At 70.4% G+C, this 23790-nt stretch carries 24 protein-coding genes and 5 pseudogenes; 17 read left to right on the top strand and 12 right to left on the bottom strand.

Annotated elements, in window-relative coordinates; translation table 11 throughout:
- Positions 1-1254, bottom strand: coding sequence for an ATP-grasp domain-containing protein (locus OG975_RS17185; protein ID WP_406330136.1), 1254 nt, complete (start codon positions 1252-1254; stop codon positions 1-3).
- 168 nt (positions 1255-1422) lie between these two features.
- Here OG975_RS17185 and OG975_RS17180 point away from each other — a divergent pair, with 168 nt between their 5' ends.
- Positions 1423-2616: a glycoside hydrolase family 26 protein gene (locus tag OG975_RS17180; protein ID WP_406330135.1), complete on the top strand. Its 1194-nt coding sequence runs from the start codon at positions 1423-1425 to the stop codon at positions 2614-2616.
- A 158-nt stretch (positions 2617-2774) separates the two neighbouring features.
- Here the strand turns inward: OG975_RS17180 and OG975_RS17175 are convergent, their stop codons facing one another.
- Genes OG975_RS17175 through OG975_RS17140 form a run of 8 tightly spaced genes read right to left on the bottom strand, consistent with a single transcriptional unit; the run spans position 2775 to position 12251 of the window.
- On the bottom strand, positions 2775-3431 hold the full coding sequence (locus tag OG975_RS17175) for a lipopolysaccharide biosynthesis protein (RefSeq protein ID WP_406330134.1): 657 nt from the start codon (positions 3429-3431) through the stop codon (positions 2775-2777).
- A complete protein-coding gene (locus tag OG975_RS17170) occupies positions 3428-4582 on the bottom strand; it encodes a glycosyltransferase (protein ID WP_406330133.1) in 1155 nt (384 codons plus the stop codon). The genes OG975_RS17175 and OG975_RS17170 overlap by 4 nt, the downstream gene beginning before the upstream one ends.
- A 1-nt stretch (position 4583) precedes the next feature.
- Positions 4584-5342, bottom strand: coding sequence for a polysaccharide deacetylase family protein (locus tag OG975_RS17165; RefSeq protein WP_406330132.1), 759 nt, complete (start codon positions 5340-5342; stop codon positions 4584-4586).
- A complete protein-coding gene (gene murJ, locus OG975_RS17160) occupies positions 5326-7020 on the bottom strand; it encodes a murein biosynthesis integral membrane protein MurJ (protein WP_406330131.1) in 1695 nt (564 codons plus the stop codon). Before murJ ends, OG975_RS17165 begins: the two co-directional genes overlap by 17 nt.
- Positions 7017-8357 (bottom strand): O-antigen ligase family protein, encoded by a 1341-nt coding sequence (locus OG975_RS17155; protein WP_406330130.1) that lies wholly within the window; start codon positions 8355-8357, stop codon positions 7017-7019. Before OG975_RS17155 ends, murJ begins: the two co-directional genes overlap by 4 nt.
- Positions 8358-8362: 5 nt before the next feature.
- A complete protein-coding gene (locus tag OG975_RS17150) occupies positions 8363-9790 on the bottom strand; it encodes an exopolysaccharide biosynthesis polyprenyl glycosylphosphotransferase (RefSeq protein WP_406330129.1) in 1428 nt (475 codons plus the stop codon).
- Positions 9787-11112 (bottom strand): glycosyltransferase, encoded by a 1326-nt coding sequence (locus OG975_RS17145; protein ID WP_406336302.1) that lies wholly within the window; start codon positions 11110-11112, stop codon positions 9787-9789. Before OG975_RS17145 ends, OG975_RS17150 begins: the two co-directional genes overlap by 4 nt.
- 50 nt (positions 11113-11162) lie before the next feature.
- On the bottom strand, positions 11163-12251 hold the full coding sequence (locus OG975_RS17140; protein WP_406330127.1) for a DUF3344 domain-containing protein: 1089 nt from the start codon (positions 12249-12251) through the stop codon (positions 11163-11165).
- Between the two features lie 248 nt (positions 12252-12499).
- Between OG975_RS17140 and OG975_RS17135 the strand changes: the two genes are divergently transcribed.
- The 5 genes and pseudogenes from OG975_RS17135 to OG975_RS17115 all read left to right on the top strand — a co-directional run bounded on the left by OG975_RS17135 (position 12500) and on the right by OG975_RS17115 (position 15525).
- Entirely contained in the window at positions 12500-12592 is a 93-nt protein-coding gene (locus tag OG975_RS17135; RefSeq protein WP_406336300.1) for a chaplin family protein, read from the top strand.
- Between the two features lie 266 nt (positions 12593-12858).
- The gene (locus OG975_RS17130; protein WP_406330125.1) at positions 12859-13530 is read left to right on the top strand and encodes a hypothetical protein; all 672 of its coding nucleotides are present in this window, start codon (positions 12859-12861) and stop codon (positions 13528-13530) included.
- Positions 13531-13783: 253 nt separating this feature from the next.
- Positions 13784-14062 (top strand): hypothetical protein, encoded by a 279-nt coding sequence (locus OG975_RS17125; RefSeq protein WP_406330123.1) that lies wholly within the window; start codon positions 13784-13786, stop codon positions 14060-14062.
- Between the two features lie 312 nt (positions 14063-14374).
- A pseudogene (locus OG975_RS17120) lies at positions 14375-14872 on the top strand (tyrosinase family oxidase copper chaperone).
- Positions 14856-15525 (top strand): annotated as a pseudogene (locus OG975_RS17115) (tyrosinase family protein). Before OG975_RS17120 ends, OG975_RS17115 begins: the two co-directional pseudogenes overlap by 17 nt.
- Before the next feature lie 71 nt (positions 15526-15596).
- On the opposite strand, the gene OG975_RS17110 reads toward OG975_RS17115, so the two are convergent.
- Complete coding sequence (locus OG975_RS17110) at positions 15597-15890, bottom strand: chaplin (RefSeq protein WP_406330122.1); 294 nt, start codon at positions 15888-15890, stop codon at positions 15597-15599.
- 639 nt (positions 15891-16529) lie between these two features.
- On the opposite strand from OG975_RS17110, the gene OG975_RS17105 reads away from it, so the two are divergent.
- The 4 genes from OG975_RS17105 (at position 16530) to OG975_RS17090 (ending at position 18145) form a co-directional block, all read left to right on the top strand.
- The gene (locus tag OG975_RS17105) at positions 16530-16805 is read left to right on the top strand and encodes a hypothetical protein (RefSeq protein WP_406330121.1); all 276 of its coding nucleotides are present in this window, start codon (positions 16530-16532) and stop codon (positions 16803-16805) included.
- Positions 16806-16958: 153 nt separating this feature from the next.
- Complete coding sequence (locus OG975_RS17100) at positions 16959-17237, top strand: hypothetical protein (protein ID WP_406330120.1); 279 nt, start codon at positions 16959-16961, stop codon at positions 17235-17237.
- Positions 17238-17443: 206 nt separating this feature from the next.
- The gene (locus OG975_RS17095) at positions 17444-17713 is read left to right on the top strand and encodes a hypothetical protein (RefSeq protein WP_406330119.1); all 270 of its coding nucleotides are present in this window, start codon (positions 17444-17446) and stop codon (positions 17711-17713) included.
- A gap of 153 nt (positions 17714-17866) precedes the next feature.
- Positions 17867-18145 carry a hypothetical protein gene (locus OG975_RS17090; RefSeq protein WP_406330118.1) on the top strand — a complete coding sequence of 93 codons (279 nt, stop codon included), beginning with the start codon at positions 17867-17869 and terminating at the stop codon, positions 18143-18145.
- Positions 18146-18275: 130 nt separating this feature from the next.
- On the opposite strand, the pseudogene OG975_RS17085 reads toward OG975_RS17090, so the two are convergent.
- A pseudogene (locus OG975_RS17085) lies at positions 18276-18601 on the bottom strand (IS701 family transposase); the annotation flags it as partial.
- A gap of 59 nt (positions 18602-18660) precedes the next feature.
- Between OG975_RS17085 and OG975_RS17080 the strand changes: the two are divergent.
- The 5 genes and pseudogenes from OG975_RS17080 to OG975_RS17060 all read left to right on the top strand — a co-directional run.
- Positions 18661-18759: pseudogene (locus tag OG975_RS17080) on the top strand (chaplin); the annotation flags it as partial.
- A gap of 211 nt (positions 18760-18970) precedes the next feature.
- Positions 18971-19468, top strand: coding sequence for a DUF5949 family protein (locus tag OG975_RS17075; protein WP_406330117.1), 498 nt, complete (start codon positions 18971-18973; stop codon positions 19466-19468).
- Positions 19468-20094 carry a vitamin K epoxide reductase family protein gene (locus tag OG975_RS17070; protein WP_406330116.1) on the top strand — a complete coding sequence of 209 codons (627 nt, stop codon included), beginning with the start codon at positions 19468-19470 and terminating at the stop codon, positions 20092-20094. The genes OG975_RS17075 and OG975_RS17070 overlap by 1 nt, the downstream gene beginning before the upstream one ends.
- A 406-nt stretch (positions 20095-20500) precedes the next feature.
- The gene (locus OG975_RS17065; protein WP_406330114.1) at positions 20501-20866 is read left to right on the top strand and encodes a tyrosinase family oxidase copper chaperone; all 366 of its coding nucleotides are present in this window, start codon (positions 20501-20503) and stop codon (positions 20864-20866) included.
- Positions 20850-21716 (top strand): tyrosinase family protein, encoded by an 867-nt coding sequence (locus OG975_RS17060; RefSeq protein WP_406330113.1) that lies wholly within the window; start codon positions 20850-20852, stop codon positions 21714-21716. The genes OG975_RS17065 and OG975_RS17060 overlap by 17 nt, the downstream gene beginning before the upstream one ends.
- 41 nt (positions 21717-21757) lie before the next feature.
- On the opposite strand, the pseudogene OG975_RS17055 reads toward OG975_RS17060, so the two are convergent.
- Positions 21758-22258, bottom strand: a pseudogene (locus tag OG975_RS17055) (NAD(P)-dependent oxidoreductase); the annotation flags it as partial.
- 136 nt (positions 22259-22394) lie between these two features.
- Here OG975_RS17055 and OG975_RS17050 point away from each other — a divergent pair.
- Together OG975_RS17050 and OG975_RS17045 are read left to right on the top strand one after the other, a co-directional pair.
- Entirely contained in the window at positions 22395-22982 is a 588-nt protein-coding gene (locus tag OG975_RS17050; protein WP_406330112.1) for a hypothetical protein, read from the top strand.
- A gap of 30 nt (positions 22983-23012) precedes the next feature.
- Positions 23013-23780, top strand: coding sequence for a YcnI family protein (locus tag OG975_RS17045; protein WP_406330111.1), 768 nt, complete (start codon positions 23013-23015; stop codon positions 23778-23780).
- Positions 23781-23790 lie beyond the last annotated feature (10 nt).

The raw sequence follows: 23790 nt of genomic DNA, 5'->3' as shown, positions 1-23790 counted from the left end.
TCAACTGCTCGCTTTCTCGTTGTCGGTAAGGGAGGGCGAGGCCGCCCGGGGGATCAGCCGTGGCGCTGGTGCTGCCGCCGTCGCGCCCAGCCGCTCACGCAGCCGGCGGGACACATGACGGCCCCACAGGGCCCACATCGTTCGTCCGGGAGCGCGGTCGTCCCGGGCGTACCAGGCCAGTTCGCGCCCGCCCGGCGCCGCACGCAGCGCGGCGAGCGGCGCGTAGTTCTCCACCACGAACGTCCGCCCGGCCAGCGGGGCTCCGTCCGGCAGCGGACGGCCCGTCAGGTCCAGGTGCAAGGCCCGTACGACGTCCAGCCCCGCGCTGTCCGCGAAGAGCCGGAACTGGGCGCCGGGGCGCGGGTTGAAGTCGAGCAGGTGATAGCGGCCCGTCGCGCCGCAACGGCGGAAGTCGAGGTCGAAGATGCCGCGGTAGCCCAGCTCGCCGGTGAGTCGCTCGGCCAGCGCCTGCACCTGCGGGTTGGGCGTCCAGCAGCCCACCGCGGTCAGCCCCGCTCCACGCGGCCAGGCGAGCTGCTTGCGGCCCGGCCCGCCCGCGCGCACGGCGCCCGAGTGGTCGGCGTAGCCATGGAAGAACCAGTCCCGGTCCGGTCCCGGCGGCAGGTACGCCTGCAGCAGCAGCCGGCTGCCTGCCTCCTCGGTGCGCAGGTACAGCTCCCGGGCCTGCTGCACGGAGCGGACCAGCACCGTGCTGCGCAGCCCGCTGCCGGCGGGCAGCAGCCAGGGCCGGCTCCACTTCGCCACCAGCGGCAGCCCGAGCTGCCGCGCGTCGTCGGCGGCCCGCGCCGGACTGTCCGGGACCAGCGTCACCGGGTGCGGGATGCCCGCGGACGCGCACAGGGCGGCCAGTTCCGCCTTGTCGGCGACGCGTTCGGGCAGCGTGTACGGCATCGTCGGCAGCAGGTAGGAGGGTGCGAGTTCGTCCCGCATCCGTCCCACGGCGATCGCGCTCGCATCGTCCATCGGGACCAGGACGGCAGGACGCGCGATCAGATCGGCCACGCGGCGCAGCACGACGAGGATGTCGTTGGGGGATGCTCCCGGGAGCGGCGGGAGATGCATTTGACGTACGTAACGCGACGTGTGGAGGGGACTTTTCGCTGAATCGGCGACGACATGCACCTCCACTCCCGCCCTGCCGAGCGAACGCACGGCCCCCAGCGTTCCGTGGTGAAAGGGATTCTGGTCGATCCGCAGCAGTACGGCGGGGATGCGGGTGTCGAAAATCGACACGAACTCTCTCTTTCTTTCGGATCGGCTCCCCCATACGGGCGAGCACAGCACTCGAAAGTTGCAATGGAAATGGCGTCCTTGGCTTCCCTATGCCTGACTACATATGACTGCTCGTCAATAAGGTGAACTGAGGCAGAAGGCTGGACGAGAGCGAAATGAGGAGCAGGAATGGCCCCACAGCGCAAGCGGATCCGGGTTCGCTGGCTGGCTGCGGGCGCGGCGGTGGTCGCCGCGGCGATCGCCCTGGCGTCCGGTCACCCGGCGCAGGTGGGGGTGCTGGGAGCCGACGATCCTCGCCCTCCGGCGCCGACCACCCTGGTACGGGGCAAGGATGTCCCGGCCTTCGGTGCCTTTCTCGGCTCCGACGCCCGCGGCGTGGCCCGCATGTCGCTGCTCAGCCATTGGCTGGGTGGTACCGAGCTCCGCGTCGGCCACACCTATCTGCCCGGCAACCGCTGGCGAGACATCGAGGGTGCCCCCGGCTTCCTCGGCGCGTGGGCGCACTGGCGCAACCAGGAGGCCGACCGGACGCTCGTCCTCAACGTCCCCATGCAGGAGCGCAACGAGGAGGGTGTCTCCGACCCCGAAGTCCGGCAACTGTTGCGGCAGGGCGTGGCCGGGGAGTTCGATCACCACTTCCGCGACCTCGCCGAGCGGCTGGTCGAGCTGGAGGTGCCGGACACGGTCATCGTGCTCGGCTGGGAGATGAACGGCACCACGTACACCCATCGCTGCGGGCCGGACCCGGAGGCCTGGAAGAAGTACTGGAACAGGATCGTCACCACCATGCGTTCGGTGCCGGGCCAGAAGTTCCGGTTCGATTTCACGCCGGCGCGCGGCCTGGACGCCGTTCCCTGGACGAAGTGCTATCCGGGGGACGACACGGTCGACATCATCGGCATGGATTCCTACGACCAGCCGACCGGGATGTCGTTCGACGAGCAGGTGACAGAGCCCTACGGACTTCAAGACCATGTGGATTTCGCGAAGGCCCACGGCAAACCCATCTCGTATCCCGAATGGGGACTCTTCCGCAACGGCGACAATGCCGAGTACGTGGGGCGCATGCTCGAGTGGTTCGACGAACAAAGGCCGCTCTACAACACGCTGACCGACTACTGCCCGCACGGTGTGTGGCAGTGCGGGGCCAACCCGAGGTCGTCCGACCTCTACCGGTCCGTCCTCTTCGGCCGCGTCGACGAGGCGACCCCGACCCCCACACCCACGCCGACCACACCCACGCCGACCGCACCCACGCCCACCACGCCGCCGCCCCCGGCGCAGTGCACGCCGATGGACTTGGGCAGCTGGGTGGAGTACTGGCTCGGCGGGAAGCTCTGCCTCCGATTCGACTGGTGGTAGCCCACCCGCCGGCGCACCAGCCGACTCGGCCGGTGGCGGCCGACCCGCCTCAGGATCCGCCGCCACCGTCGGGCACTGCCCGTACAGCCGTTCCCTGTCCCGGGCCGGCTCGGCGAAGGTGCGTTTGCCGGCGACGAGTTCGGTCGGGTCCACCGACGTCACCGCTGTCCGCGCATATCGGTGGCGGCGGCTGGGCCGGGCACCGAGGCGCCGGGAAGGGGGTCGTCGTCCTGACCGGTCTTCCTCGGCCGCGTCAGCAGGGCCAGGCCGCCCAGCAGCCCGCCCGCGCTCGCGCCCACCAGAGCGGTCACCGCCCGCGACGCGGACGTCGGCTCGGTCGGCTTCACCGCCCGCGAGAACTGCACGAGTCGGACCTGGGTGCTGCCGCTCGTGTCGTCCGCGTGCCGGGTCAGCGCGCGGGAGACCGCGTTGGCCATGTCGACGGCGAGGTCGGGGCGCGAGGAGGTGGCCGAGACGGCGACCATCGGCGCGTCCGGCGAGGTCGCCGTGCGCACACTGTGCTGCAGTGTCCGCACCGGCACGCCCGCCCACACCTGCGCGTCCCCGAGCACCGCGAGCTGCGTGGCGACTCGGCCGTATGCCTGCGCGAAACCGAGGGCGGAGTCCGGGCTGGACTTCGCGGTCGGTACGGCGACGACGTAGCTGGTGGCCGTGTACGTCGGGGGTGTGAGCATGCCGTACGCGCCGCCGAGCAGGCCCCCGAGGAAGGTGCCGGCCGCGAGCATGGACCAGGACGGCAGCCTCCTGAAACGGGCCAGAGGCAGGCTGCGCTGACGGGTCGGAGTGTCGGTCATGACGGGCTGGCTCCCAGAGGTGAGAGGGACGAGGACGAACTGGAGACCGCTGCCGCATACACGTCCATGAGGCGGGCTGCGCTGCGGGTGATGCTGTAGGGGTGCGCGACCTCCGGTGCAGTGCGCGGCCGGGGGCCCGCCGCGCGGACCTCGGCGATCGCGCGGGCGTACGCCTCGGGGCCGCCGCGCACACGCCGGGCGCGGGCGGCGGCCGACGGCGGCAGGTCCTCGATCGCCGGGCAGGAGGCGTAGAGCACGGGCAGGCCGGACGCCAGCGCCTCCACGGCCGCCAGGCCGAAGGCCTCCTCCGTGGACGGGGACGCGAGCAGGTCCATCGCGGAAGTGAGCGAGGGCAGGTCAGGGCCGGGGGAGCCGTCGGGGATGCAGGGACGTTCGCCGGTGAACAGGACGCGGTCGGCCACGCCGGCCTCGCGGGCCGTGCTGCGCAGGATGTGCTCCTCGGGGCCGCCGCCCACCAGCAGCAGCCAGTGGTCGTCCGGGAGCCGGGTGAGCGCGTGGACGAGGACATCGAACCGCTTGCCCGGGGTGAGTCGGCCGACGCCCCCGATGACGTACGCGCCCTCCGGCAGGCCGAGGCGCCGACGGGTGCGCTCGCGCCGCTCCTGGTCGAAGCGGAAGCGGTCCAGGTCGATGCCGTTCGGGACGACCTGGATGCGGGGTGCGGGCACGCCCCAGCGCTTCAGACGGTCGGCCACCGTCGGGGAGACGGCGACCGTCGTCGAGCCGATCCGTTCGCTGGCGAGGTACAGAGCGCGCACCCCTGCCGTCAGCCCCCGGCCCTCCATCTGCGAGTCGCCCAGGGAGTGTTCGGTGGCGACGACCGCGCGGACCCCGGCGATGCGTGCGGCGAGCCGGCCGTAGACGCAGGCTCGGTACAAGTGCGTGTGCACCAGGTCGTAGCCACCGGCGCGGATCACCCGGACCAGGCGGGGGAGCGCGGCCAGGTCGCGGTTGCCGCCCATGCCGAGATGCATGACGCGGACGCCGTCGGCGGTAAGCCCCTCGGCGACCGCACCGGGGTTGGTGAGCGTCACGACGTCGCAGTCGACGGGCAGGTGGCGCAGCAGCAGGCGCAGTTGCTGCTCGGCCCCGCCGACGCCGAGGCCGGTGATGATGTGCAGAGCCTTCATCTCACAGGCCCTCCACCGGGCGCCGGCGCAGCCGGTGCAGACGGTGCTTGAGGTGCAGGCGCCAGGCCGTGTCGTTCTGGCCGACGTGCACGCGCGGCAGGGCGTGCGGACCGGTCAGCGGGCCGGGGTCGATGGCGCAGGCGTAGGTGTATCCCGCTTCCCGTACCGCGTCGACGGCGCGGACGTCGACCGTGCCGTACGGGTAGCAGAAGCCGTCGACCCGGGTGCCGGTCAACTCCGTGAGCAGCGAGCGGCTTTCGGCGACCTCGGCCTTGAGGGTGAGGTCGTCCGCCCGGGTGAGGTCGACGTGCGTCAGCCCGTGCGAGCCGATCTCCACGCCCTCGGCGGCCGCGTGCCGGATGCCGTCGGCGGTCAGCAGCGGCTTGCGCGGGCCGAGCGGGTCCCAGGTGTTGTCGCCGCCGAGTCGTCCGGGCAGCACGAAGAGGGTGGCGCCGCAGTCCCAACGGTGCAGCAGTGGCAGGGCGTCGGTGACGAAATCGGCGTACCCGTCGTCGAAGGTGAGCCCGACCAGGCGCCGCCCCTCGCCCCGGGCGCGGGCGGCGAGCAGTTCGGCCACGGACACGCCCCGCAAACCGCGCCGACGCAGCCAGGCCAGCTGCTGGTCGAGCCGCTCGGGCGTGACTGTGATGCGGTACGGGTCGTCCGAGCAGTCACCCACCGAGTGGTACATCGCCACCCACGGGGCCGGGCGGGGGGCGGGGAGTTTCCCGGTGTCGACAGAATCAACGGAAGCGACCATGTTGAAGCCTTCGTGTGACGGTGCGTACGGAGCGCAGTGCGGATGCGGAGCCCTGGGCGCCCAGGGCCCAGGTGAGCGGGACGAAGACGGCGGTCACGGTCAGGCAGCCGGCCGCGAGACCCGCCATCGGGGACTCCGGCCGGCCGGCGACGAACACCCCGGCGACGATGGCGACGACCGCAGCACGCACAAGCCTGCTCAGCTCGGCCAGTACCTGCCGGAGGCGGATCGAGACGCCGTAGGGGCTGCTGTGGCGCGTCGTTCGCAGGCCGGCGAGCAGCAGCGCGGCCGTGACGGTGATGCCGAGGGCGTTGGCGGCGGCGATCCCCGCCACGCCCCAGGCGCGCACGGTCGCGGCGCCGATCGCGGACGTCACAACGATGCCCGCGGCCATCACACACACGGGATACCAGCGGGGCCGACCCGCCGAGAAGTACGAGCGGACCAGGGTGCCCACCAGAGTCTGGCCCAGCAGCCCGAGGGCGTACACGCGCATGACGTCCGCCGTCGCCGCGGTGTCGCTCGCAGTGAACGCGCCCCGCTGGAAGAGCAGTTCGATCATCTGCGGGGCGCAGGCGATCACCGCGCACATACCCAGCAGCAGCAGACAGGAGGCCAGCGCCAGATCCCGCTCCACGCGGCTGCGCGCCCGTTCGGTGTCGCCGTCCGCGAGCGCCCGCGCCACCACCGGGAAGGTGACGGTGCACACCATCAGCGACAACGTCATCGGGATCTGGGCGACCTTCTGCGCGTAGTTCAAGTGCGAGATGGCTCCGGCGGGCAGGGTGGAGGCGAGGAAGCGTTCGACGAGGACCTGCGACTGGCGGCACAGGGCGAAGAGGAGTACGGAGGCGACCATGGCGAGTTGCATCGGCCGCTCCTCGACGCCGGTCCCGGGCCCGGGACCGCCGAGGGTCGGCGCACGCGACGCCAGTTGCCGCCACAGCGACGGCAGTTGCACCACCACCATCAGGCAGCCACCCGCCGCGACCCCGACCGCGGCGGAGCGCACGCCCCAGCCTTCGCCGAGCAGGAACATCGCCGCGATGATGCCGGTGTTGTAGGCGACGTAGATCGCCGCGGGCGCGAGGAAGCGGCGGTGTGCCCGCAGGACGGCACTGCAGTACCCGGCCAGCCCGAAGGTCAGCAGGCAGATCGCCGTGAGCCGGGTGCAGTCGGTGGCGAGGCGGGGGTCGGGCAGGCCGGGCGCGAGAGCCTGGACCAGGTAGGGAGCCGTGCCGGCGACCAGCGCGGCCACCGCGGCGAAGGCGAGGCACAGGCGGGGCAGGGTGGCGACGACCAGGGCGCGGACCGGGTCGCCCGGGGCGCCCCGGGCGCGGCGGGCCAGCGCCATGCTGAACGCCGGGATCAGCGCGATCGCCAGCCCGTCCTCGATGAGCAGCGTGGAGGCCAACTCCGGCACGGTCCACGCGACCAGGAAGGCGTCCGTGTCGCTCCCGGCACCGAACAGCCGCGCCAGCGCCTGATCGCGCACCAGGCCGAGCAGTGAGCCGGCGATGGACAGCGACGCCGTGACGAGCGCGGCCCTGGCGAGGAACTTCCCGGATGCCGAGGTCGGGTCGGCGCTGTCCCCGGCCAGGGTGGCGGGACGCGCCGCAGGTACGGTCACCGCGCCGTCTGTTTCGGTTCCGGGGGGTTGCGAAGGCACCACCGTCATCGCGCCAGGGCCTCCTCGACGCGCTCCCGTACCCCACGCCGCGGCACGTCCACCCGCTTGTCACCAGCCAGTGCCCACCACGCCACGAGCCCCAGGCCCACAGCGGTCAGCACGGTCGAGGGGCCGCCGATGTCTCCGTACACGAAGTCGGTCAGCAGCCAGACCAGCAGCCCGCAGGCGACGAGCGCGCAGTCGAGTCCCGGTCCCCCGTCGCGGACGCGTAGCAGCCCCCGCAGCCCGCACACCAGCAGCGCCAGCCAACTCCCGGCGAGCGCGAGCAGCCCGATCAGGCCCTGCTCGCTCAGCACCAGCAGGTACATGTTGTGCGGCGACAGCAGTGGCTGCCTGTCGTACGCCACTCCCGCGCCGTCGATGTCGCTGGCCGACGACAGCGCCAGGGTGGCGTGTCCGTCCCGGTACTCGGGAAAGCCCTTCAACCCGACGCCGGTCAGCGGACGTTGGCGCCACATGTCGGTGGCGGACGCCCACAGGGTGTACCGGTCGACGACGGAATGGTCGGGGGCGTCGGTGACCTGCGCGATGCTGTCGATCCGCTGCTGCAGCAGCGCCGTGCCGACGCCGAACCCGCCTACCAGGATCACGCCCGCGGCGGCCGCGGCCGCGGCCACCTTGAGCGCGCGCCGCAGTCCGGACAGCACCAGCTGCACGGCGCACGTCAGGGCCGTCGCGATCCAGGCGCCCCGGCTGAAGGAGAGCGCGAGCGGCGCCAGCAGTGCCAGAGCGCATCCGGCGGCGGTTGCCCGCTGCCGTACGGACGACGGGCCCAGCGCCATCCCGACCGCGCACACCAGGCCGAGAGAGACCACCGTCGCCATGCCCATCACGTCATGCGGCCCGAAGGTGCCGACCGCCCGGATGTCCTCGCCCTGGTAGGTGGCGCCGGTCCGGGTGACGTACTGGTGAACGCCGACGGCCCCCTGGCACAGAGCGAGCCCTACGAACGACCAGGCCAGCAGCCGAAAGTCGGCCCGGTCGCGGATCAACAGCAGCACAGCCGCCGGGACGAGCACGAAGATCTGCAGATAGCGGCCCAGGCCGGTGAGCCCGGCCTCCGGCGAGGACGCTCCCACGGCGGCGAGCGCGAGCCCCACGACCGGCAGGGCCAGCACGACGGCCGCGGCGAGCGACAGCGGGCGCCGTCGTTCGCGCAGCTGACGGATCACGCAGTACACCACCGCCAGCCCTGAGATCACGTCGGCGGGCCCCGCGCCGTCCGGCGTCAGCGGCAGGGCCAGCAGGGCGGGCACGGCCACCACGGGCAGGACCGGCGTCAGCGCGGCGGCCCGGCGCGGGAGCGATGGCAGGGCGTGGCTCACGTCTCTCAGCTCCCCGTCGGACGCACCAGGCTGCCCGCGGTGCGCAGCAGGATGCAGATGTCCTGCCACAGCGACCAGTCGTCGATGTAGGCGTTGTCGAACCGGCAGCGGTCCTCGATCGAGGTGTCGCCGCGCAGCCCGTGGATCTGGGCGAGGCCGGTGATGCCGGTCCGCATGCGGTGGCGGGCCGCGTAACCGGGGTAGGTCTGGCTGAACTGCCCGACGAAGTAAGGGCGTTCGGGCCGCGGCCCGATCAGGCTCATGTCGCCCCGGAGCACGTTCCACAGCTGGAGCAACTCGTCTAGCGAGGTGCGCCGCAACATACGGCAGAACCAGCGCATCTCGTTCTCGTTCGCCACGCTCCACCGGGTCGCCGACTCGTGCTCGTCGACCGGGCGGTGCGTACGGAACTTCAGCAGCGTGAACGGCTTTCCGTTCTTGCCGATGCGCTCCTGCCGGAACACCACGCCCGGCCCGTCGCTGATCCGCAGCGCCCCCGCGCATGCCAGGAGCAGAGGGCTGACCAGCAGCAACAGCGTCCCCGACACCAGAATGTCGAGCGTCCGCTTGCTCGCGCTGCCGCGGAGCGCCGGGGACATGTCCAGACGCCGGCAGGAGAACCCGGCCAGCCGCTCCTTCGTCATGTACGACGGGGAGTCGGCGTCGACCTCCCAGAGCACGCAACCCGATTCGGCCAGCGTCCGCAGCAGCGGTCCCTGTTCGGCGCGTACGGAGGGGTGAACGGCCAGCACCGCCCGCACCCCGTTCTGGATGACCGCACGCTCGACGTCCTTGCCGCTCGTCAGCACCGGCAGGCCCTTGGTGCCGTCCGGCTGCTCGGCGACGATCCCCACCGGCCGCACGCCGCACCGCGGGTGGCGCAGCACGGCGGTGGCCACGCGCTGCGCGGTCGCCACCGGGCCGACAACGAGCGCGGTGTGCGGGTGGCGGAGCAGTGCGGCGCGCCGCCGCCCGTGCACGGCTCCGCGCAGCACACAGCCCGCCGCCCCCTGCAGGGCGAGGCCCGTCAGCACCGTGCCGACGGACAATGCGTGCTCAGGCCGGTACGCCGCCAAGAGTGCCGCGAGCGCCAACCAGGCCACGGTGATGCGGCCGCACACGGCGGGCAGTTCCTCCAGCAGCCCCGGCACCGCCGGCCGGCCGTCGCGGGGGCGCGGCAGCAGCGATGCGATGATCAGCAGGGTGACGAGCGGCGGCTGGCGCTGGGCCTCGGTGAGTGCGAGCGTGCCCAACAGGGCGGCCATGCCGTCCGCGACGAGCAGCGGGACCGGTGAAGCCGACCGGTCCGGGCGCCGCGGGGCGGGGAACCGGAAACCGGCGGCGGTGCCGCGCGGCGGCATGACCGAGACTGCTGAGAATCCGTGGTCCCGTGGCTGTACGCCGGGGGAGGGGACGGTATGTTCGGCGGTCACGAGTGGATCGACTCCCTGTGCTCTGTGGCCTCGATGCGCTGTGTTGTCTGGTTCGCCTCGGCGCCACAGCCTGCGTCGAGCGGCTGACCGTGCTCAGCGCTGCGGGCCTTGGCGCTCCCCCACTCCCGGCTTCGCTCGAGCGGGGGGACCCCCACGCCCGTTCGGGACGGGCGCGCCCTTTTGGTGGCGGGCGATGTGTCGAGCAGGTCGCGGTAGATGTCTGCGACCGCCTCAGCGGTATGCCGCACATCGTGAGTGGTCAGCACGTGTTGGCGGCCACGGTTGCCGAGCGACTCGCGCAGCGGCGGGTCGAGCAGCAGCTCGGTGACCGCCTCGGCCAGCACCGCCGGTTTCTCCGGCGGGACCAGGCAACGGGCGGCGAAGGAGGGTGGCAGGCTCTCGCGGGCGCCGTCGACGTCCGTGACCACTACGGCCCGCCCGCTGGCCATCGCCTCCAGCGGGGCCAGCGCCATGCCCTCCCAGCGGGACGGCAGGACGACGAGATCGGCGGCCTGGTACCAGGGGGAGGCGTCGGTGACGGCTCCCGCGAACAGCACGGACTTTGGGGCGTCTTCGCGAAGGCGGTCGCGGTCCGGCCCGTCGCCGACCAGGACGAGGCGGGCGTCGGGCACCCTGCGCACGACGGCTTCCCACGCCCGCAGCAGGACGTCCTGCCCCTTCTGCCGGCACAGCCGCCCCACGCAGACCGCGAGCGGCGCTGCCGGGTGGATGTCGGCGAGCTGTGCGAGCCCGGCCCGGACGGTGTCGGCGGCGGCAGGGTGGAAGCGCTCGGGATCAATGCCGTTGGGGACGACGGTCCATCGGCCGGTGATCCTGGCGCGCACGCCGGTCGCGCGCTCCGCCTCGCTCACACACACCACCCGCGCGGCCCAACGTGCCCCCCAGCGCTCCCACTTGAGCGCCAGGGCGGCGGTGCCCCCGCCGACCGCCTCGAACGACCAGGCGTGAGGCTGGAAGACCGTAGGAATCCGCCCGCGTACCGCGAGCCGCCCGGCGAGCCCGGCCTTCGCGCTGTGCGCGTGCACCAGATCGGGGCGTACCTCGTCGATCACCCGTGCCAGGTGCCGTACTTCCCGCACGAGCGAAGGACCCGGCGACCGCGTCGCGGGCCAGTGCCGTGCCTTCGCACCGAGCGCCCGCAGTTCCGCGGTGAGCGCGCTGTCGGGGCAGGCCACGGTGACATCCAGGCCGGACGCCAGCTGTGCCCGGACCAGGTCCGTCACGACGCGCGCGACCCCGCCGTCCACCGGTTGAGTGAGGTGCAGGACCCGTGGCCGAGGACCGGTGGGTGACAGGTGCATATGCGCGGTTTCCTCGCTCACGAAGGCGCTCTGGGCGCGTGGCAGCGGGTTCACCGCTGGGCATCGACGGAGACGAAGAGCACACCGGCCCACGCCGCGTCCTGCTGGGAATGGAGCCGGAGAGTCAACTGGTCACCGGCGTTCTGCAGGCCACTTCCGAGATCGAACACGTCGGAGTCGTAGCCGAGGGTGTTGGCGTACGCAGGCACACGCGCCCCAGCCTCTCCGGGCTCACTGATGGTGGAGTTCAGGACGTCGTCCTGGGGGTTGGCGGAGTTGCTGAGGGCGATGGAGGCGGACCCGGTCGCCAGAGTGAGCGAGTCGCCAGTGGTGCCGCGGTCGCCGTTGTACGCCACCAGGCCCACCCGGCCCCCCGCGCCCGCGGGGAAGCCCAGGTCCTGCGGCCGGATCTCTTGTACCGAGCCGGACTTCAGCGATGTGAAGCCGTCCCAGAGCGAGAGGTGCCGCAGCGGCTCCGTGGGGTTCTCGTACACCACCACCAGCGTCCAGCCGCCCCATGCCCCGGCCGGCGATCTGCCCATGGCCACGTTGACCTGCGCCACGGTGTACAGGCCCGGCCCGCCCTCCCGGACCAGCTGCGTGACGTCCGCCGACGCCTGGAAGGCGTCCGCGCCGTCTGCCACGCGGTGTCCGACGACCGTGTCCGCGTCGAGACTCTTGTACTCCCCGCCGGGTTCGGCGATCAGCACCCGCCCGTTGTCCTCCGGCGGCTTCTGTTCGCCCACGCGCAGGTTGCCGCCCCAGTACAGGCGCGCGTACGACACCCGGGAGCCGGCGGGCAGACGGACCTCGGCGCGGGAGGAGTTGTAGGTGTTCGGGTCGCGGTCGACATCGACGTAGAGCATGTCGAAATCGCCGTTCACCCCGGCCCCGCCTGCCCGCACGTCCGGGCACGAAGGTGCCGCGCTCTGCGTGCAGCTGATGGAGGTGTTGGCCGCGCGCACGATGCCTCCGTGTTGGTGTGCGCTGTACCGCTGGGAGAACGCGAGTCTTTCCGCCTCCGGTGGGGGTGCGGCGGCCGGTGCGGCGGCCGGGGAGCTGCCGGGTGTCCACATGGCGGCAAGAGTGAGGACGGCCACCGTCGCACGGCGAAGCGGCGGACCCTGGGAATGGCGCATGACCGTCGTTGCCCTTTCGGAACGGGGGATGGTAGGCAGCGGCACGAGTGCGTCGGGAGGTAAGCGACTCTAGCCATCAACAGGAATAATTCGGCGAAATTTGATGAAATCGGGCAAGTGTGTCGGAGGTGTGAAGCCAGCTCCTTCTCAAATCACCCAATTGGCCATATAGCCGGCAGAGTTTTACGTATCGTCACGAGCGTGGTCCTTACCTCCGCCGCCGGCGACGCGAGTGGCGTCGCCGCACACTGGCCGGGCTTCTGTCGGGCAACGCCATCCGGGTCTCGATCCACATTCCGATCAACGTCTGCGGCAACACCCTGAGCGGCGCGGTCTGCTGAACCCGACGTTCGGCAACACCTGCGGCAACGACTGACGTCCGCACCCAGTCCTTCGGCAGGCCGCCCTCCCTGGAGTTCCATCGCGGACGGCGGCCGGTGCCGTTCCCCGAACGGTGCCGGGGTGCAGTCGCTCTGACGTGCCGCCTCATCAGGCAAGACGCAGAGCCAGGGGGAAACGCGGGATCACGAACAGCGCGTGATCAGTTGCAGGAAGCCATGGGCGGGTTCACGGTGGCCTCAAGATCCGACGCGCGAAAGGAACCTCCATGCCTGTTCTGCCCGCAGGTCGCATCGCGTCCAGCGCACTGTGCGCCGCCCTCCTGGTCGGGATCACCGGCACTGCCGCCGTGGCGGCCGACTCGGCCCGCGAGCGTAGCCATACGGCGTCGCCCGATGCGCGGCTCCCGGGCGCGGACGCGCTTCTCGCGCAGGTCAGGAAACTCAACATCCTCGGGGGCGAGCTCACTCCGGTCACCGACCTGCTGAACGCCGTGCTCAAGGCGGACAACGGCCAACTGCCCGCCGCCGAGGCCAGGAAACTGGGCGACGCCGCGAAGGGCGCCCTGGCCAAGGCGGCCACCAAGGCTCCGGCGACGGGCGTGCTGCGGCCGGCTCCCGCCCGGCGCGCCGCCGACCCCACGAGCGACGCGCTGGACGCCCTGGAGGACGCGCTGGCCGCCGTGGAGGAGGCCGTTGACAGCCTCCTGGAGGCGATCACCTCCGGTGACGACAGCGAGGTGCTTTCGTTGGTCGACGACGGGCTGACCGAGGTGGATGACCTCATCACCGAGCTGCTCGACAGCGACCTGCCAGAGCCGACCCGGTCCGATCCGGCGACGCTGCCCAGCACGTCGACATCGACGTCGGTGTCTCCGGTGTCGGCCGTCACGCTCCCTGCGACTACGTTGAGGACGACGGTGCTGCTGCCGACCTCGTGAGCGTCGTGCGGTACGGCTCTCGCCCGTCCAGTCGTGGTGCCGGCGTCCGGGAGCAGCGCCACGACTGTTGTTGTTCCCTTCCTTTACCCGACTTTCTTCCGGTCTTGTCGTGTCCCTGGGCCCGATCATTCAGAGATCTCATATGAGGACTCGCGATCTTCGGCGCCTCCAGTTTCCGCCCAGACCACAGCTCGTTAGGCAGGGCGACAGAATCCCCCCTCCGGCGACCTGCGTTGCCGAAGAAAGGAACACGATGAAGTCCCTGAAGGCTGCCGTCGTCCTTGCCGGGTCCTTGATCGCCGCCACTGCCGCCACGCCTGCGTTCGCCGCGAGCGCCCCCGACCTGGCGTCCACCGGTCAGAGCGCCCCCGACCTGGCGTCCACCGGCCTCAGCGGCGGCGTGAACACCAGGGTCCCCCTCGGCGTGACGCCGGCGGCCATGCTCGGCAAGGAGTCGCTGATCCACACGGCGAAGGAGGCGGCCACCGTGGTGAACGACGCCAAGCCGGTGCACGGCAATCTGTGGCTGTAGGGCTTAGACCACGCCGTACGGAGTCGGTCCTCGGTGCAGTTCGAGGGCCGTCTCTCCGTATGTACGGCCAGTGGCGCCGGCCCGATCCGGTCTGCCGGAGCCCAAGCTGCCCGAGGATGGGGATCCTCGCCCCCACGCTGCGGACCGTGCGCAGGGCCAACCCGGTCTCGCGTCCCGGTCTGCAACCGGAAAATGCACACCGGTGATCACCGGGACGACCATGGGTGATCACTTGCCTGGCCGCGCGACGGTTACCGCGCGGGACGTTCGGCGGTTACGGCTACGACAACCGAACCGGACGAGGAGCGAACCATGGTCGTCAGCATCGGCGGAGTACCGGTGGGTGCCGAGGACGGAGCACCGGGCCCGGCGCGCCCCGGACAGGCGGGCAGAGCGCGGCGGGATATTGCGCGCGGTCTGAGCGCCTGCGCGCTCGCCGCCGCCCTGGCTCCGGTGGTCGCCGACTTTCGGCCGCAGCACCCCGGACTCGGGAAGGCTGAGGGCGACACCGCCCTCGATCAGGCCTACCGCGGCCGTCGCATCCGCGGTGTGTGGACCCCAGCGTTCGGCGCAGCGTAGGACGGCCGGTGGCACGTCACCGTGGACGGCCGCCCTCTGCATCTGATGCGCCGCGCCGACGGCACCTGGCTGAGCATGGTCGACCATTGCTGCTCGTACCGGACACCGCTCGAGGCCGCCCGCGCCGCAGTCGACGAACTCGGCCCTGGTCAGCGGCTGCGCGACCTGTCTCCGGGACCGGTGGGCGGGGGACACCTGCACAGGGGGGACCCGGATGGCGTACGTGCGTAAGAACGCCGGAACGCTCACGGGGGCCGAGAAGCGCCGGTTCGTCCAGACGCTGCTGGAGGTCAAACGGCGCGGCGAGTACGACGAGTTCGTGCGGATGCACATCGAGCACTTCTCCTCCGACGGCGAGCACGGACTGCGCGTCGCGCACATGGCGCCCTCCTTCCTGCCGTGGCGCCGCCGGTTCCTGCTCGATCTGGAGCGCACGCTACGCAGGGTGGACTCGTCGGTGACCGTGCCGTGCTGGGACTGGACGCGCGACCGCACGACCACCTCCGCACCCTGGACGGCCGACCTCCTCGGCGGCAACGGGCGTCACTTGGACCACCAAGTTCCGCAACAAGCTGGAGGGCTGGGGTACCGGCCGGGGCGGCATCTCCTGGCGCAACCACAACCGGGTGCACCGTTGGGTCGGCGGGGCCATGCTCGGCGCCGCCGTCAACGACCCTGTCTTCTGGCTGCACCACGCCTTCATCGACCTGCAGCGGTATCGCTGGCAGCGCCGACACCGCCGGGCCCGCTACCTCCCCGCGACATCGCCGGGCCCCGGCGATGAACAACACGGCCGGATCGTGGCACGGCACCAGAAGCTGCCGCCGTGGGACGTGACCCCGGACGAGCTGGAGGACATCGGCCGGATCTACCGGTACGCGTGAGGTGACCCGGGTTCATGGGGAAAGCCCCGGCGCTTGAGGGTGCCGGGGCTCTCGGGTCAGGACGGCAGACGTCAGCGGCCGTGGCGGAGGGCCTTCTTGGCGCTCTTCTTCTCGTCCTTCTTCTCGTCGCCGTTCTCGCAGGGGTTGTCTGCGGCCGGGTTGAAAGCGCCGATCACGCTCACGGTGTTTCCGCACAAGTTGATCGGCACGTGGATCGGGACCTGGATCACATTGCCGGAGGCGAGGCCGGGCGAGCCGACCGCCGCACCCTCGGCGCCGACGGCCGCCGCGGCGAGACCAGCCCCGCTGAGCACCACGGCCCCCGTGCCGAGAGCGACAGCGCCAACCTTCGCGATGCGAGACATCACGTTCTCCTTACTGATTCGGTAAGTGCGGCAGCGGAACGCGCGACCGCACTGCCCGTTCAACGCGGCGGCCTCGGACCGGTCACGACGATCACCTCCGAATCACCCTTTTGAACAGGGCTTTCGCCGTACGGATGGTGGTTTCCGCTCATGGCCGCTCACGGCTACCGGGACGCGGTCCGGCCCAGGTAGGTGTCGGCGGACTTCTCCTCCGTCCACCGCAGCCGCAAGGCAGGGCTGCGCACCCCCGGGCCAGGCGCTGTTGGGACTCGTATAGGCGGGCCGCCCCGAGTCGCCTGTCGCGGCGAAGGCGGTCCCCGTCCGTCGGCCGGCACAGGTCCGGTCAGCTCGTAGACGCGCGGCCGCCCGCGGTGGCTCGGGTCTCGGCCAGGTGCAGTCACGCCATGCGAAAGAGCCGGTCGGACTGGACCAGTTCGTACAGGGCCCGGCGATGAGCTTGGCCACGCCTCGACCCGGGTTCTGCCACCGGATGTTGCAGGGCAGCGCCACGACGTTCCTTTTTACAAGAAACATATGCGACTAGGCGTTTCGCCTGGCAAAAGCTGAAAACGCCGCTACCTTAGCAACTGTCAGTGATCAGTCCATCACGGACTGTGTCAACTTGAGAACGGAGAGGTAATGCGCAAGTACCAGAAGGCCGCAGTCGTCGTGGCCATGCTCGGCAGCAGCATCAGCTTCCTGGGTGCCGGCGTCGGCCACGCGGCGGACGGGGACGGAAAGTTCAAGCTCGACAACGACCAGACGCAGTCGTGCGCGCAGAACGACTCGGTTACCGGGCTCGTCAACATCGACGACGTCAACGTCTCGGTCGGTGCCCTTCTCGGCTTCTCCCAGCAGGACAACAGCGAGCGCGAGTCTCTGGCCTGCACTCAGAACTTCGCCCTCGGCAAGTGATCGCTGATCGCTGATCAGGTGATCTAGGCAGGCCTCGGGGCTCGAACCATGTGTCCGAGCCCCGAGGCCTGCCGCCTGGCTTCTTGCCGGTCCAAGCGTCCGGGGCGACTCCGCCGTCCAGTCACGGGGGGTCGACCGTAAAGGAAATGACAGATGTTCAATTCGAAGAAGATCACAGCGGTAGCGGGAGTCCTGGGGAGCTTCGCTCTGATCGGTGTCGGTGCCGTCCAGGCCTTCGGTGCTGATGGTCCCGGCAAGTGCGTAGACGATGGCAAGGGCCACATTCGCTGCGTGCAGGTGAGCGAGTACAAGCTCACCACCGACAAGGGCGGAAACGTCTACGTCGTCAACAAGTCAACGCAGGCCTGTCCGACTTCGCAGAGCCAGGTCACCTGCACCAGCAGCGTCGTCGTCCCCGACGAGAAGTCCTGACGCCTGCGACGGTCGGCGCGGGTCCGGTCGGCTCGTAGGCGCGCGCGGCCGCCCGATGTGTGTCCAGCAGTGTCACGACGTTCCTTTTCCAAGAAAAATGCTCAATTGGGCGTTTCGCCTGGCAAACGACGCAAACGTCACCTACAGTAAGTCACGATCAGTGACCAGCCCATCACGGACTGTGTCAACTTGAGAACGGAGCGGTAATGCGCAAGTACCAGAAGGCCGTAGTCGTTGCGGCCATGCTCGGCAGTGTCAGCTTCCTGGGCGCCGGCGTCGGCCACGCCACGGGCGGGGACGACAAGTTCAAGCTCGACAACGACCAGACGCAGTCGTGCGCGCAGAACGACTCGACCACTGGGCTCATCAACATCGATGACATCAACGTTTCGGTTGGTCTCCTCGGCTTCTCCCAGCAGGACAACAGCGAGCGCGAGTCTGTGACCTGTACTCAGAACTTCGCCCTCGGCAAGTGATCGCTGATCGCTGATCAGGTGATCTAGGCAGGCATTGGGGCTCGGACACCCGGTTCGAGCCCCAATGCCTGCCACCTGGCTTCTTGCCGGTCCAAGCGTCCGGAACGACTCCGCCGTCCAGTCACGGCGGGTCGACCGTAAAGGAAATGACAGATGTTCAATTCGAAGAAGATCACAGCGGTAGCGGGAGTCCTGGGGAGCTTCGCTCTGATCGGTGTCGGTGCCGTCCAGGCCTTCGGTGCTGATGGTCCCGGCAAGTGCGTAGACGATGGCAAGGGCCACATTCGCTGCGTGCAGGTGAGCGAGTACAAGCTCACCACCGACAAGGGCGGAAACGTCTACCTCGTCAACAAGTCAACGCAGACCTGTCCGACTGCGCACAGCCAGGTCACCTGCACCAGCAGTGTCGTCGTCCCCGGCAAGAAGTCCTGACGTCCGACCGAGGCAGCCGGGGCGCCGTTGTCCACGTCGGCACCCGTCGCGTAAGCCAAGCCGTACAACCGAAGTTGGCCGGGACCCGATATCGGGTCCCGGCCAACTTCGTATGGACCAGCAGTTGGTGGTGTCCCGGCTGCCCGGTGGCGGTGGCGTAGACGAGGTGGACGGCGACCTGGGAGTTGTCGATCCTGTCCGCCGTGCCGGTGCACTGACGCTGCACGCCCACCGTGCGGGTGCCGATCGCCGGTCTCGTCGATGACCTGGACGGCGTCGGTGTGGCCGAGGTGCTGCACGACGTATTCGCGCAGGCCGTCCGGGGTGGCGTGCCCCGCATGCGCGGCGATGGTCCAGCAGGCCTTGCGCGGCCGGCCGGACCAGCAGTCCCACCACAAGCAACCGTGCCCGGCATCGGGGTTCGGCCCGCGTGAAACGGCCCGCGATCCGGCCCATCAGGCCCTCGAACGTCTCCAGCCGGCGGGCGGGGTCTGGTGTTCCTCCGCCATGTCATTCACGTCCCCGTGAACATTCCGGTGGACCTGTGCGGCAGCACGGTCAACATCATCGGCGCGCTGAACCCCGCGTTCGGCAACAAGTGTGCCAATAAGTGACGTCGTACGAAGACTGAGTTCGTACGAAGACTGAGGTCGCGCTAAGACCGAAGTCGTGCAGAGACCGAATGGGCCGATTCCGCACCCGGCGGAGTCGGCCCTTCGTGTTGTTCGAGGCGCATCCCTCGTTCGTGTGGTCGCCCGCCCGGTTGTCGCCCGACCGAGTGAGGAAGCGGCGAAATCCGTTCGGGTGCGTCGATAAGGTTCCGCGGTGAACTCAACTTCAAGCGCCACGCGCCCTTTCAGGGCCGCCGATCTCGGCACGCTGGCCGTTATGGCCTTCAGCGGTGAAGCCCCCGAGGGCGACATGCCCTATCTCCTCGCCTACTCCCTGGGCGACGGCGAAGGCGGCCCGGAGGCCTCCACGGTCGCCATCGAGCAACTGCTGCGGAGCAACGGTCTGCCCGTCGGTGACACACTCCTCGACGGTTCCCGGCAGCCGAACCTGCCGCTCACCCTCCTCGTCGAGGCGGGGCAGGCCGTCGTCACCATGCCGTACCTCAACGCCCAGTGCGTCGTACCGCCGGAGTGGCTCGCCGCGGTCGGTGAACGCGGTTACGCCTACTTCCTGTTCGCCACCCGCCCCTGGCCGGAGGCCGAGCCCGGCAAGCCCGTCGCGCCGGAGAGCCTGGCCGCCTTCGCGGGCGACGAGGAGGTCCTGCTCAGCGCGGCGCACGTGCTGTTGCCCGCGCGCAGTCTGTGCAGCTGATGTCGTCCGCCGCGGTAGGGGTGGCGGACGGCGGCGGTGCGGCCGTGCGGGCCGTGGGCGGCAGCCGCGCGTTCGCCCTGTTGCTGGTGATCACGGGGGCGGCCGGGCTGCTCGCCTCGTGGGTCATCACCATCGACAAGTTCAAGCTGCTGGAGGACCCGGGCTTCGTGCCGGGGTGCAGCCTGAACCCGGTCGTCTCCTGCGGCAACATCATGAAGAGCGACCAGGCCTCGGCCTTCGGGTTCCCCAATCCGATGCTGGGCCTGGTGGCGTACGGCATCGTCATCTGCGTCGGCGTGAGCCTGCTGGCCGGTGCGGCCTTTCCGCACTGGTACTGGCTGACCTTCGACGCGGGCACGCTTTTCGGTGTCGGATTCTGCACGTGGCTGCAGTTCGAGTCGCTGTATCGCATCAATTCACTGTGCCTGTGGTGCTGTCTGGCGTGGGTCGCCACGATCCTCATGTTCTGGTACGTGACATCGTTCAACGTACGAAATGAAATTCTGCCCGCACCCGGCTGGTTGAAGAGGTTTCTCGGGGAATTCACCTGGGTCCTGCCGCTGTTGCACATCGGCATTATCGGCATGTTGATCCTGACTCGATGGTGGGATTTCTGGACCGGCTGACCATGGGGCCCGTCTGGGAGATCTTGAACTGAAGGTGTTCTCAGGATCGTTACGCGCTACGGATTCGGAGTCCTCGAGTCCCCCGAGGCCGCCGTACTCACGCCGCTGCTGCAGATGGCGCCCGGGGCGAACGTGGCCATGGGGCCGGGGAAGTAGCCGCAACCGCAGGCGTACGTCGGAGGTCGGACGTCGTGCGTTGCGGACGCGCCCACCGAACCCGGCCAAAGAGCGCGACCGCTGAACCCGACTACTGATCCCGACCGAATCCGCCGAGGAGAGAGCATTGTTCGTCAGCAGAGTGTCGAGCCAGGGAGCGGGCGGGACGTCGAGCGGGGCTTTGGCGCGTCCGCCGAAGCCGGTGGAGCCGGCGCATGTCGTGGCCCCCGTGCGTGGAACCCGGCGGGAGATGACGCGCGGTCTCCTCGCGTCGGCCGTCGCCGTGGCACTGGCACCGGTCCTCACGGCCTCCCGGGCGCCGCGGCCCGGGGACTTCTCGTTCGACGAGGTGTACCGCGGCCGTCGCATCCTCGGTGCGAAGACGGGTGCGGGCGGCGCCCCGTCCGATGGCGGTGAGTGGCGGGTCACCGTGGACGGGCGGCCGCTGACTCTGATGCGCCGTGCGGACGGCACCTACATGAGCATGGTCGACCACTACCAGTCGTATCCGACCGCGCTCGCCGCCGCACGCGCGGCCGTCGACGAACTGGGCCCCTCGGAGCAACTGCGCGGCAGGCACGGGGAGGGGAGCCATCACCATGGCGTACACGCGTAAGGACGTCAGCACGCTGACGCGCACGGAGCGGCGGCGCTTCGTCGCCGCGATGCTGGAGGTCAAACGCAGGGGCGAGTACGACGAATTCGTCCGTACGCACATCGCGTACTACGTCTCGGACGGCGACGGCGGGCTGCGTACGGCCCACATGGCGCCCTCCTTCCTGCCCTGGCACCGGCAGTTCCTGCTGGAGCTGGAGCGGGCGCTGCGCCGGGTGGACTCCGGGGTGAGCGTGCCGTACTGGGACTGGACGCGGGATCGGACACTGTCCTCCGCGCCCTGGACCGAGGACCTGCTCGGGGGCAACGGGCGGCGCTTTGACCGCCAGGTCATGACAGGGCCCTTCGCCTACGCGCACGGGAAGTGGACCGTCAAGGAGGGGGTGACCGACGGTGAGTTCCTCACCCGTGACCTCGGCCGCCGCGACAACCCGATCGAGCTGCCCACGAAGCGTGAGCTGGACTCGGCGCTGGCGGACCCCGTCTATGACAAGGACCCCTGGAACTCCACGTCCACCGAAGGCTTCCGCAACAAGCTCGAAGGGTGGGGGCGCGGATCCGGCAGTGCCGCCTGGCGCAATCACAACCGGGTCCACCGCTGGGTCGGCGGCGCCATGCTCGGGGGCGCCTCGGTCAACGACCCCGTCTTCTGGCTGCACCACGCCTTCGTGGACTTCCAGTGGTCGCGCTGGCGGCAGCGGCACCGGGGTGCCCGTTATCTGCCCGCGCGGCCGCCGGGTCCGGTCAACCGGCAGCACGGGCGGGTCGTCGCACGACACGAGGGGATGCCTCCGTGGGGCGTGACACCGGACGAGCTGGAGGATCACAGCAGGATTTACCGATACGCGTAGAGCCGCCTGTGGGCAGATCTGGTTAAACCTGTGGGTAGAACGGCGAGGCCCACCTGGGCCACCCGGCCGCCGATCTTCCCGAGTCCGAGCAGACCGAGCCGGCGGCCGTGCAGATCGGCGCCGACGGTGCTCTGCCAGGGGCCGCCCGATCGCAGTGCGTTGTGCTCCGTGACGATGCCCCGCGCGAGGCTGAGCAGCAGCGCCCACGTCAGCTCGACCGGCGGAGTCGAGGTACTCGGAGTGCCGCACACGGTCACGCCGTGTGCCTCGGCGGCCGCGTAGTCGATCATCGTGTTGCGCATCCCGGAGGCGATCAGCAGCTTCAGGCGTGGCAGCCGGGCCAGCAGCGACGCCGGGAAGGGCACCCGCTCGCGCAAGGTGACGACGATGTCGAAGTCCGCGAGGGCGGCGGCCAGCGTGTCCTCGCCGGGGAAGCGCTCGGTGAAGCTGATGACCTCCCCCTCGCCCGCGACCGGCGACCAGTCTGCGATCTCGGTCGCGACGCCCTGAAAGTCGTTCAGCACGGCACAGCGAAGTCGCATGTCAGGTCCCCCAGGGGCAACCGGACCTTACCCGAGCGACGGCAACGCCCCCTGGGCCGCCCGCGCCACCCGGGAGGAGGCGGCTGCTCCGGAAGCCGCGACGCCCGCTCGCTCGCCGTGGCAGTATCTGGGCTCCATGAGTGCGTCCCTGGCAGTACGGAGCTTGCGCGCGGCGGTGTTCGCCGTGCTGTGCGTGCTGCTGGCCGGCGGGGGGCACGGGCTGGCGACGGGGGAGGCACCGCCGCTCTGGGCGGACGGCGCTGGATTGCTCGCCGTCTTCGCGGCCGGCTGTCTGCTGGGCGGCCGGGAGCGGTCGCTGCTCGGGATCGGCGGCGGAATGCTGGCCGCACAGGCCGGACTCCACCTCGGGTTCGAGGCCGCTCGGCCGCGCATGGCGATGAACATGCACGGGGCGCACATGACCGGCGCGCACACCCACGCCCTGACGCCCCACGCCACGGCCGCGCATGTGGCCGCCGCCCTGCTCGCGACCTGGTGGCTGCGGCGCGGCGAAGCCGCGCTGTGGTCCCTGCTGCGGCGGGCCGTGGCACTCGTACCGGGGCTCGCGGCGTGGTGGCGGGTACGGACGGGACCGTCTCACACACGGGCCCGCCGGGACGTCGTATCCCGGAATCACGTGGCGCCGCGGCCACTTCGGCAGCTGTTGCTGCGGCACGCCGTCTCCCGTCGGGGACCGCCGGCAGGGCTCGCCTCCATGCCCTGACCGCATCCACACTCGTACGGAGTTCCCCTGATGTCCCCGATCCGCACCACCCTGCGCCGAGCCGGCCTTGTCGCCGCCCTCACCACGGTCGGAGTCCTGACCGCCGCGGGCGCGGCCTTCGCGCATGTGACGGTCCACCCCGAGAGCTACGCCAAGGGCGCCACGGACGGAGTCCTGACCTTCCGCGTCCCCAACGAGGAGGACACCGCCAGCACCACCAAGGTGCAGGTCTTCCTGCCCACCGACCATCCGGTCCTGGGCGTCCTGGTCACGCCCCAGGCGGGCTGGACCGCGAAGGTGACGACCACCAAGCTCAAGACGCCCATCAAGACGGACGACGGCACCATCACCGACGCCGTCTCCGAGATCACCTGGACCGGCGGCAGGATCCGCCACGGCGAGTACCAGGACTTCGACGTCGCCTTCGGTCAGCTCCCGGACAACACCGACGAGTTGAGCTTCAAGACGCTGCAGACCTACTCGGACGGCAATGTCGCCCGCTGGATCGAGGAGACGCCGAAGGGCGGCGAGGAGCCGGAGAACCCGGCGCCGGTGCTCACGCTTACCGCCAAGGATGCGGGGGAGGACGGTTCCGACGAGGCTTCCACCTCGGACTCGTCGTCGGGCTCGGGTACGGCGTCCCGTTCGGGCTCGTCTCCGGCTGCCGCGGCCAAGAGCTCGGCGTCGAGCAGCGACTCGACGGCCCGGGGTCTGGGCATCGCCGGACTGATCGTCGGCGTCCTCGGTCTGGCCGCGGCCGGATTCGCCCTCGCTCGCGGCCGTAGCGCCCGCTCCTAGCCGATACGCG

The organism is Streptomyces sp. NBC_00203 (assembly GCF_045206325.1).
Lineage (GTDB): Bacteria > Actinomycetota > Actinomycetes > Streptomycetales > Streptomycetaceae > Streptomyces > Streptomyces lutosisoli.
This window is presented reverse-complemented; position numbering and strand designations above follow the sequence as displayed.

Bases quoted from the DNA above. Each gene is read 5' to 3' on its own strand.
- OG975_RS17065 (WP_406330114.1), top strand. From the start codon at position 20,501: ATGACGCGCGGTCTCCTCGCGTCGGCCGTCGCCGTGGCACTGGCACCG.
- OG975_RS17140 (WP_406330127.1), bottom strand. From the start codon at position 12,251: ATGCGCCATTCCCAGGGTCCGCCGCTTCGCCGTGCGACGGTGGCCGTC.
- OG975_RS17105 (WP_406330121.1), top strand. From the start codon at position 16,530: ATGCGCAAGTACCAGAAGGCCGCAGTCGTCGTGGCCATGCTCGGCAGC.
- OG975_RS17130 (WP_406330125.1), top strand. From the start codon at position 12,859: ATGCCTGTTCTGCCCGCAGGTCGCATCGCGTCCAGCGCACTGTGCGCC.
- OG975_RS17045 (WP_406330111.1), top strand. From the start codon at position 23,013: ATGTCCCCGATCCGCACCACCCTGCGCCGAGCCGGCCTTGTCGCCGCC.
- OG975_RS17165 (WP_406330132.1), bottom strand. From the start codon at position 5,342: ATGGTCGCTTCCGTTGATTCTGTCGACACCGGGAAACTCCCCGCCCCC.
- OG975_RS17180 (WP_406330135.1), top strand. From the start codon at position 1,423: ATGGCCCCACAGCGCAAGCGGATCCGGGTTCGCTGGCTGGCTGCGGGC.
- OG975_RS17060 (WP_406330113.1), top strand. From the start codon at position 20,850: ATGGCGTACACGCGTAAGGACGTCAGCACGCTGACGCGCACGGAGCGG.
- OG975_RS17175 (WP_406330134.1), bottom strand. From the start codon at position 3,431: ATGACCGACACTCCGACCCGTCAGCGCAGCCTGCCTCTGGCCCGTTTC.
- OG975_RS17095 (WP_406330119.1), top strand. From the start codon at position 17,444: ATGCGCAAGTACCAGAAGGCCGTAGTCGTTGCGGCCATGCTCGGCAGT.
- OG975_RS17070 (WP_406330116.1), top strand. From the start codon at position 19,468: ATGTCGTCCGCCGCGGTAGGGGTGGCGGACGGCGGCGGTGCGGCCGTG.
- OG975_RS17145 (WP_406336302.1), bottom strand. From the start codon at position 11,112: ATGCACCTGTCACCCACCGGTCCTCGGCCACGGGTCCTGCACCTCACT.
- OG975_RS17125 (WP_406330123.1), top strand. From the start codon at position 13,784: ATGAAGTCCCTGAAGGCTGCCGTCGTCCTTGCCGGGTCCTTGATCGCC.
- murJ (WP_406330131.1), bottom strand. From the start codon at position 7,020: ATGACGGTGGTGCCTTCGCAACCCCCCGGAACCGAAACAGACGGCGCG.
- OG975_RS17090 (WP_406330118.1), top strand. From the start codon at position 17,867: ATGTTCAATTCGAAGAAGATCACAGCGGTAGCGGGAGTCCTGGGGAGC.
- OG975_RS17050 (WP_406330112.1), top strand. From the start codon at position 22,395: ATGAGTGCGTCCCTGGCAGTACGGAGCTTGCGCGCGGCGGTGTTCGCC.
- OG975_RS17110 (WP_406330122.1), bottom strand. From the start codon at position 15,890: ATGTCTCGCATCGCGAAGGTTGGCGCTGTCGCTCTCGGCACGGGGGCC.
- OG975_RS17170 (WP_406330133.1), bottom strand. From the start codon at position 4,582: ATGAAGGCTCTGCACATCATCACCGGCCTCGGCGTCGGCGGGGCCGAG.
- OG975_RS17100 (WP_406330120.1), top strand. From the start codon at position 16,959: ATGTTCAATTCGAAGAAGATCACAGCGGTAGCGGGAGTCCTGGGGAGC.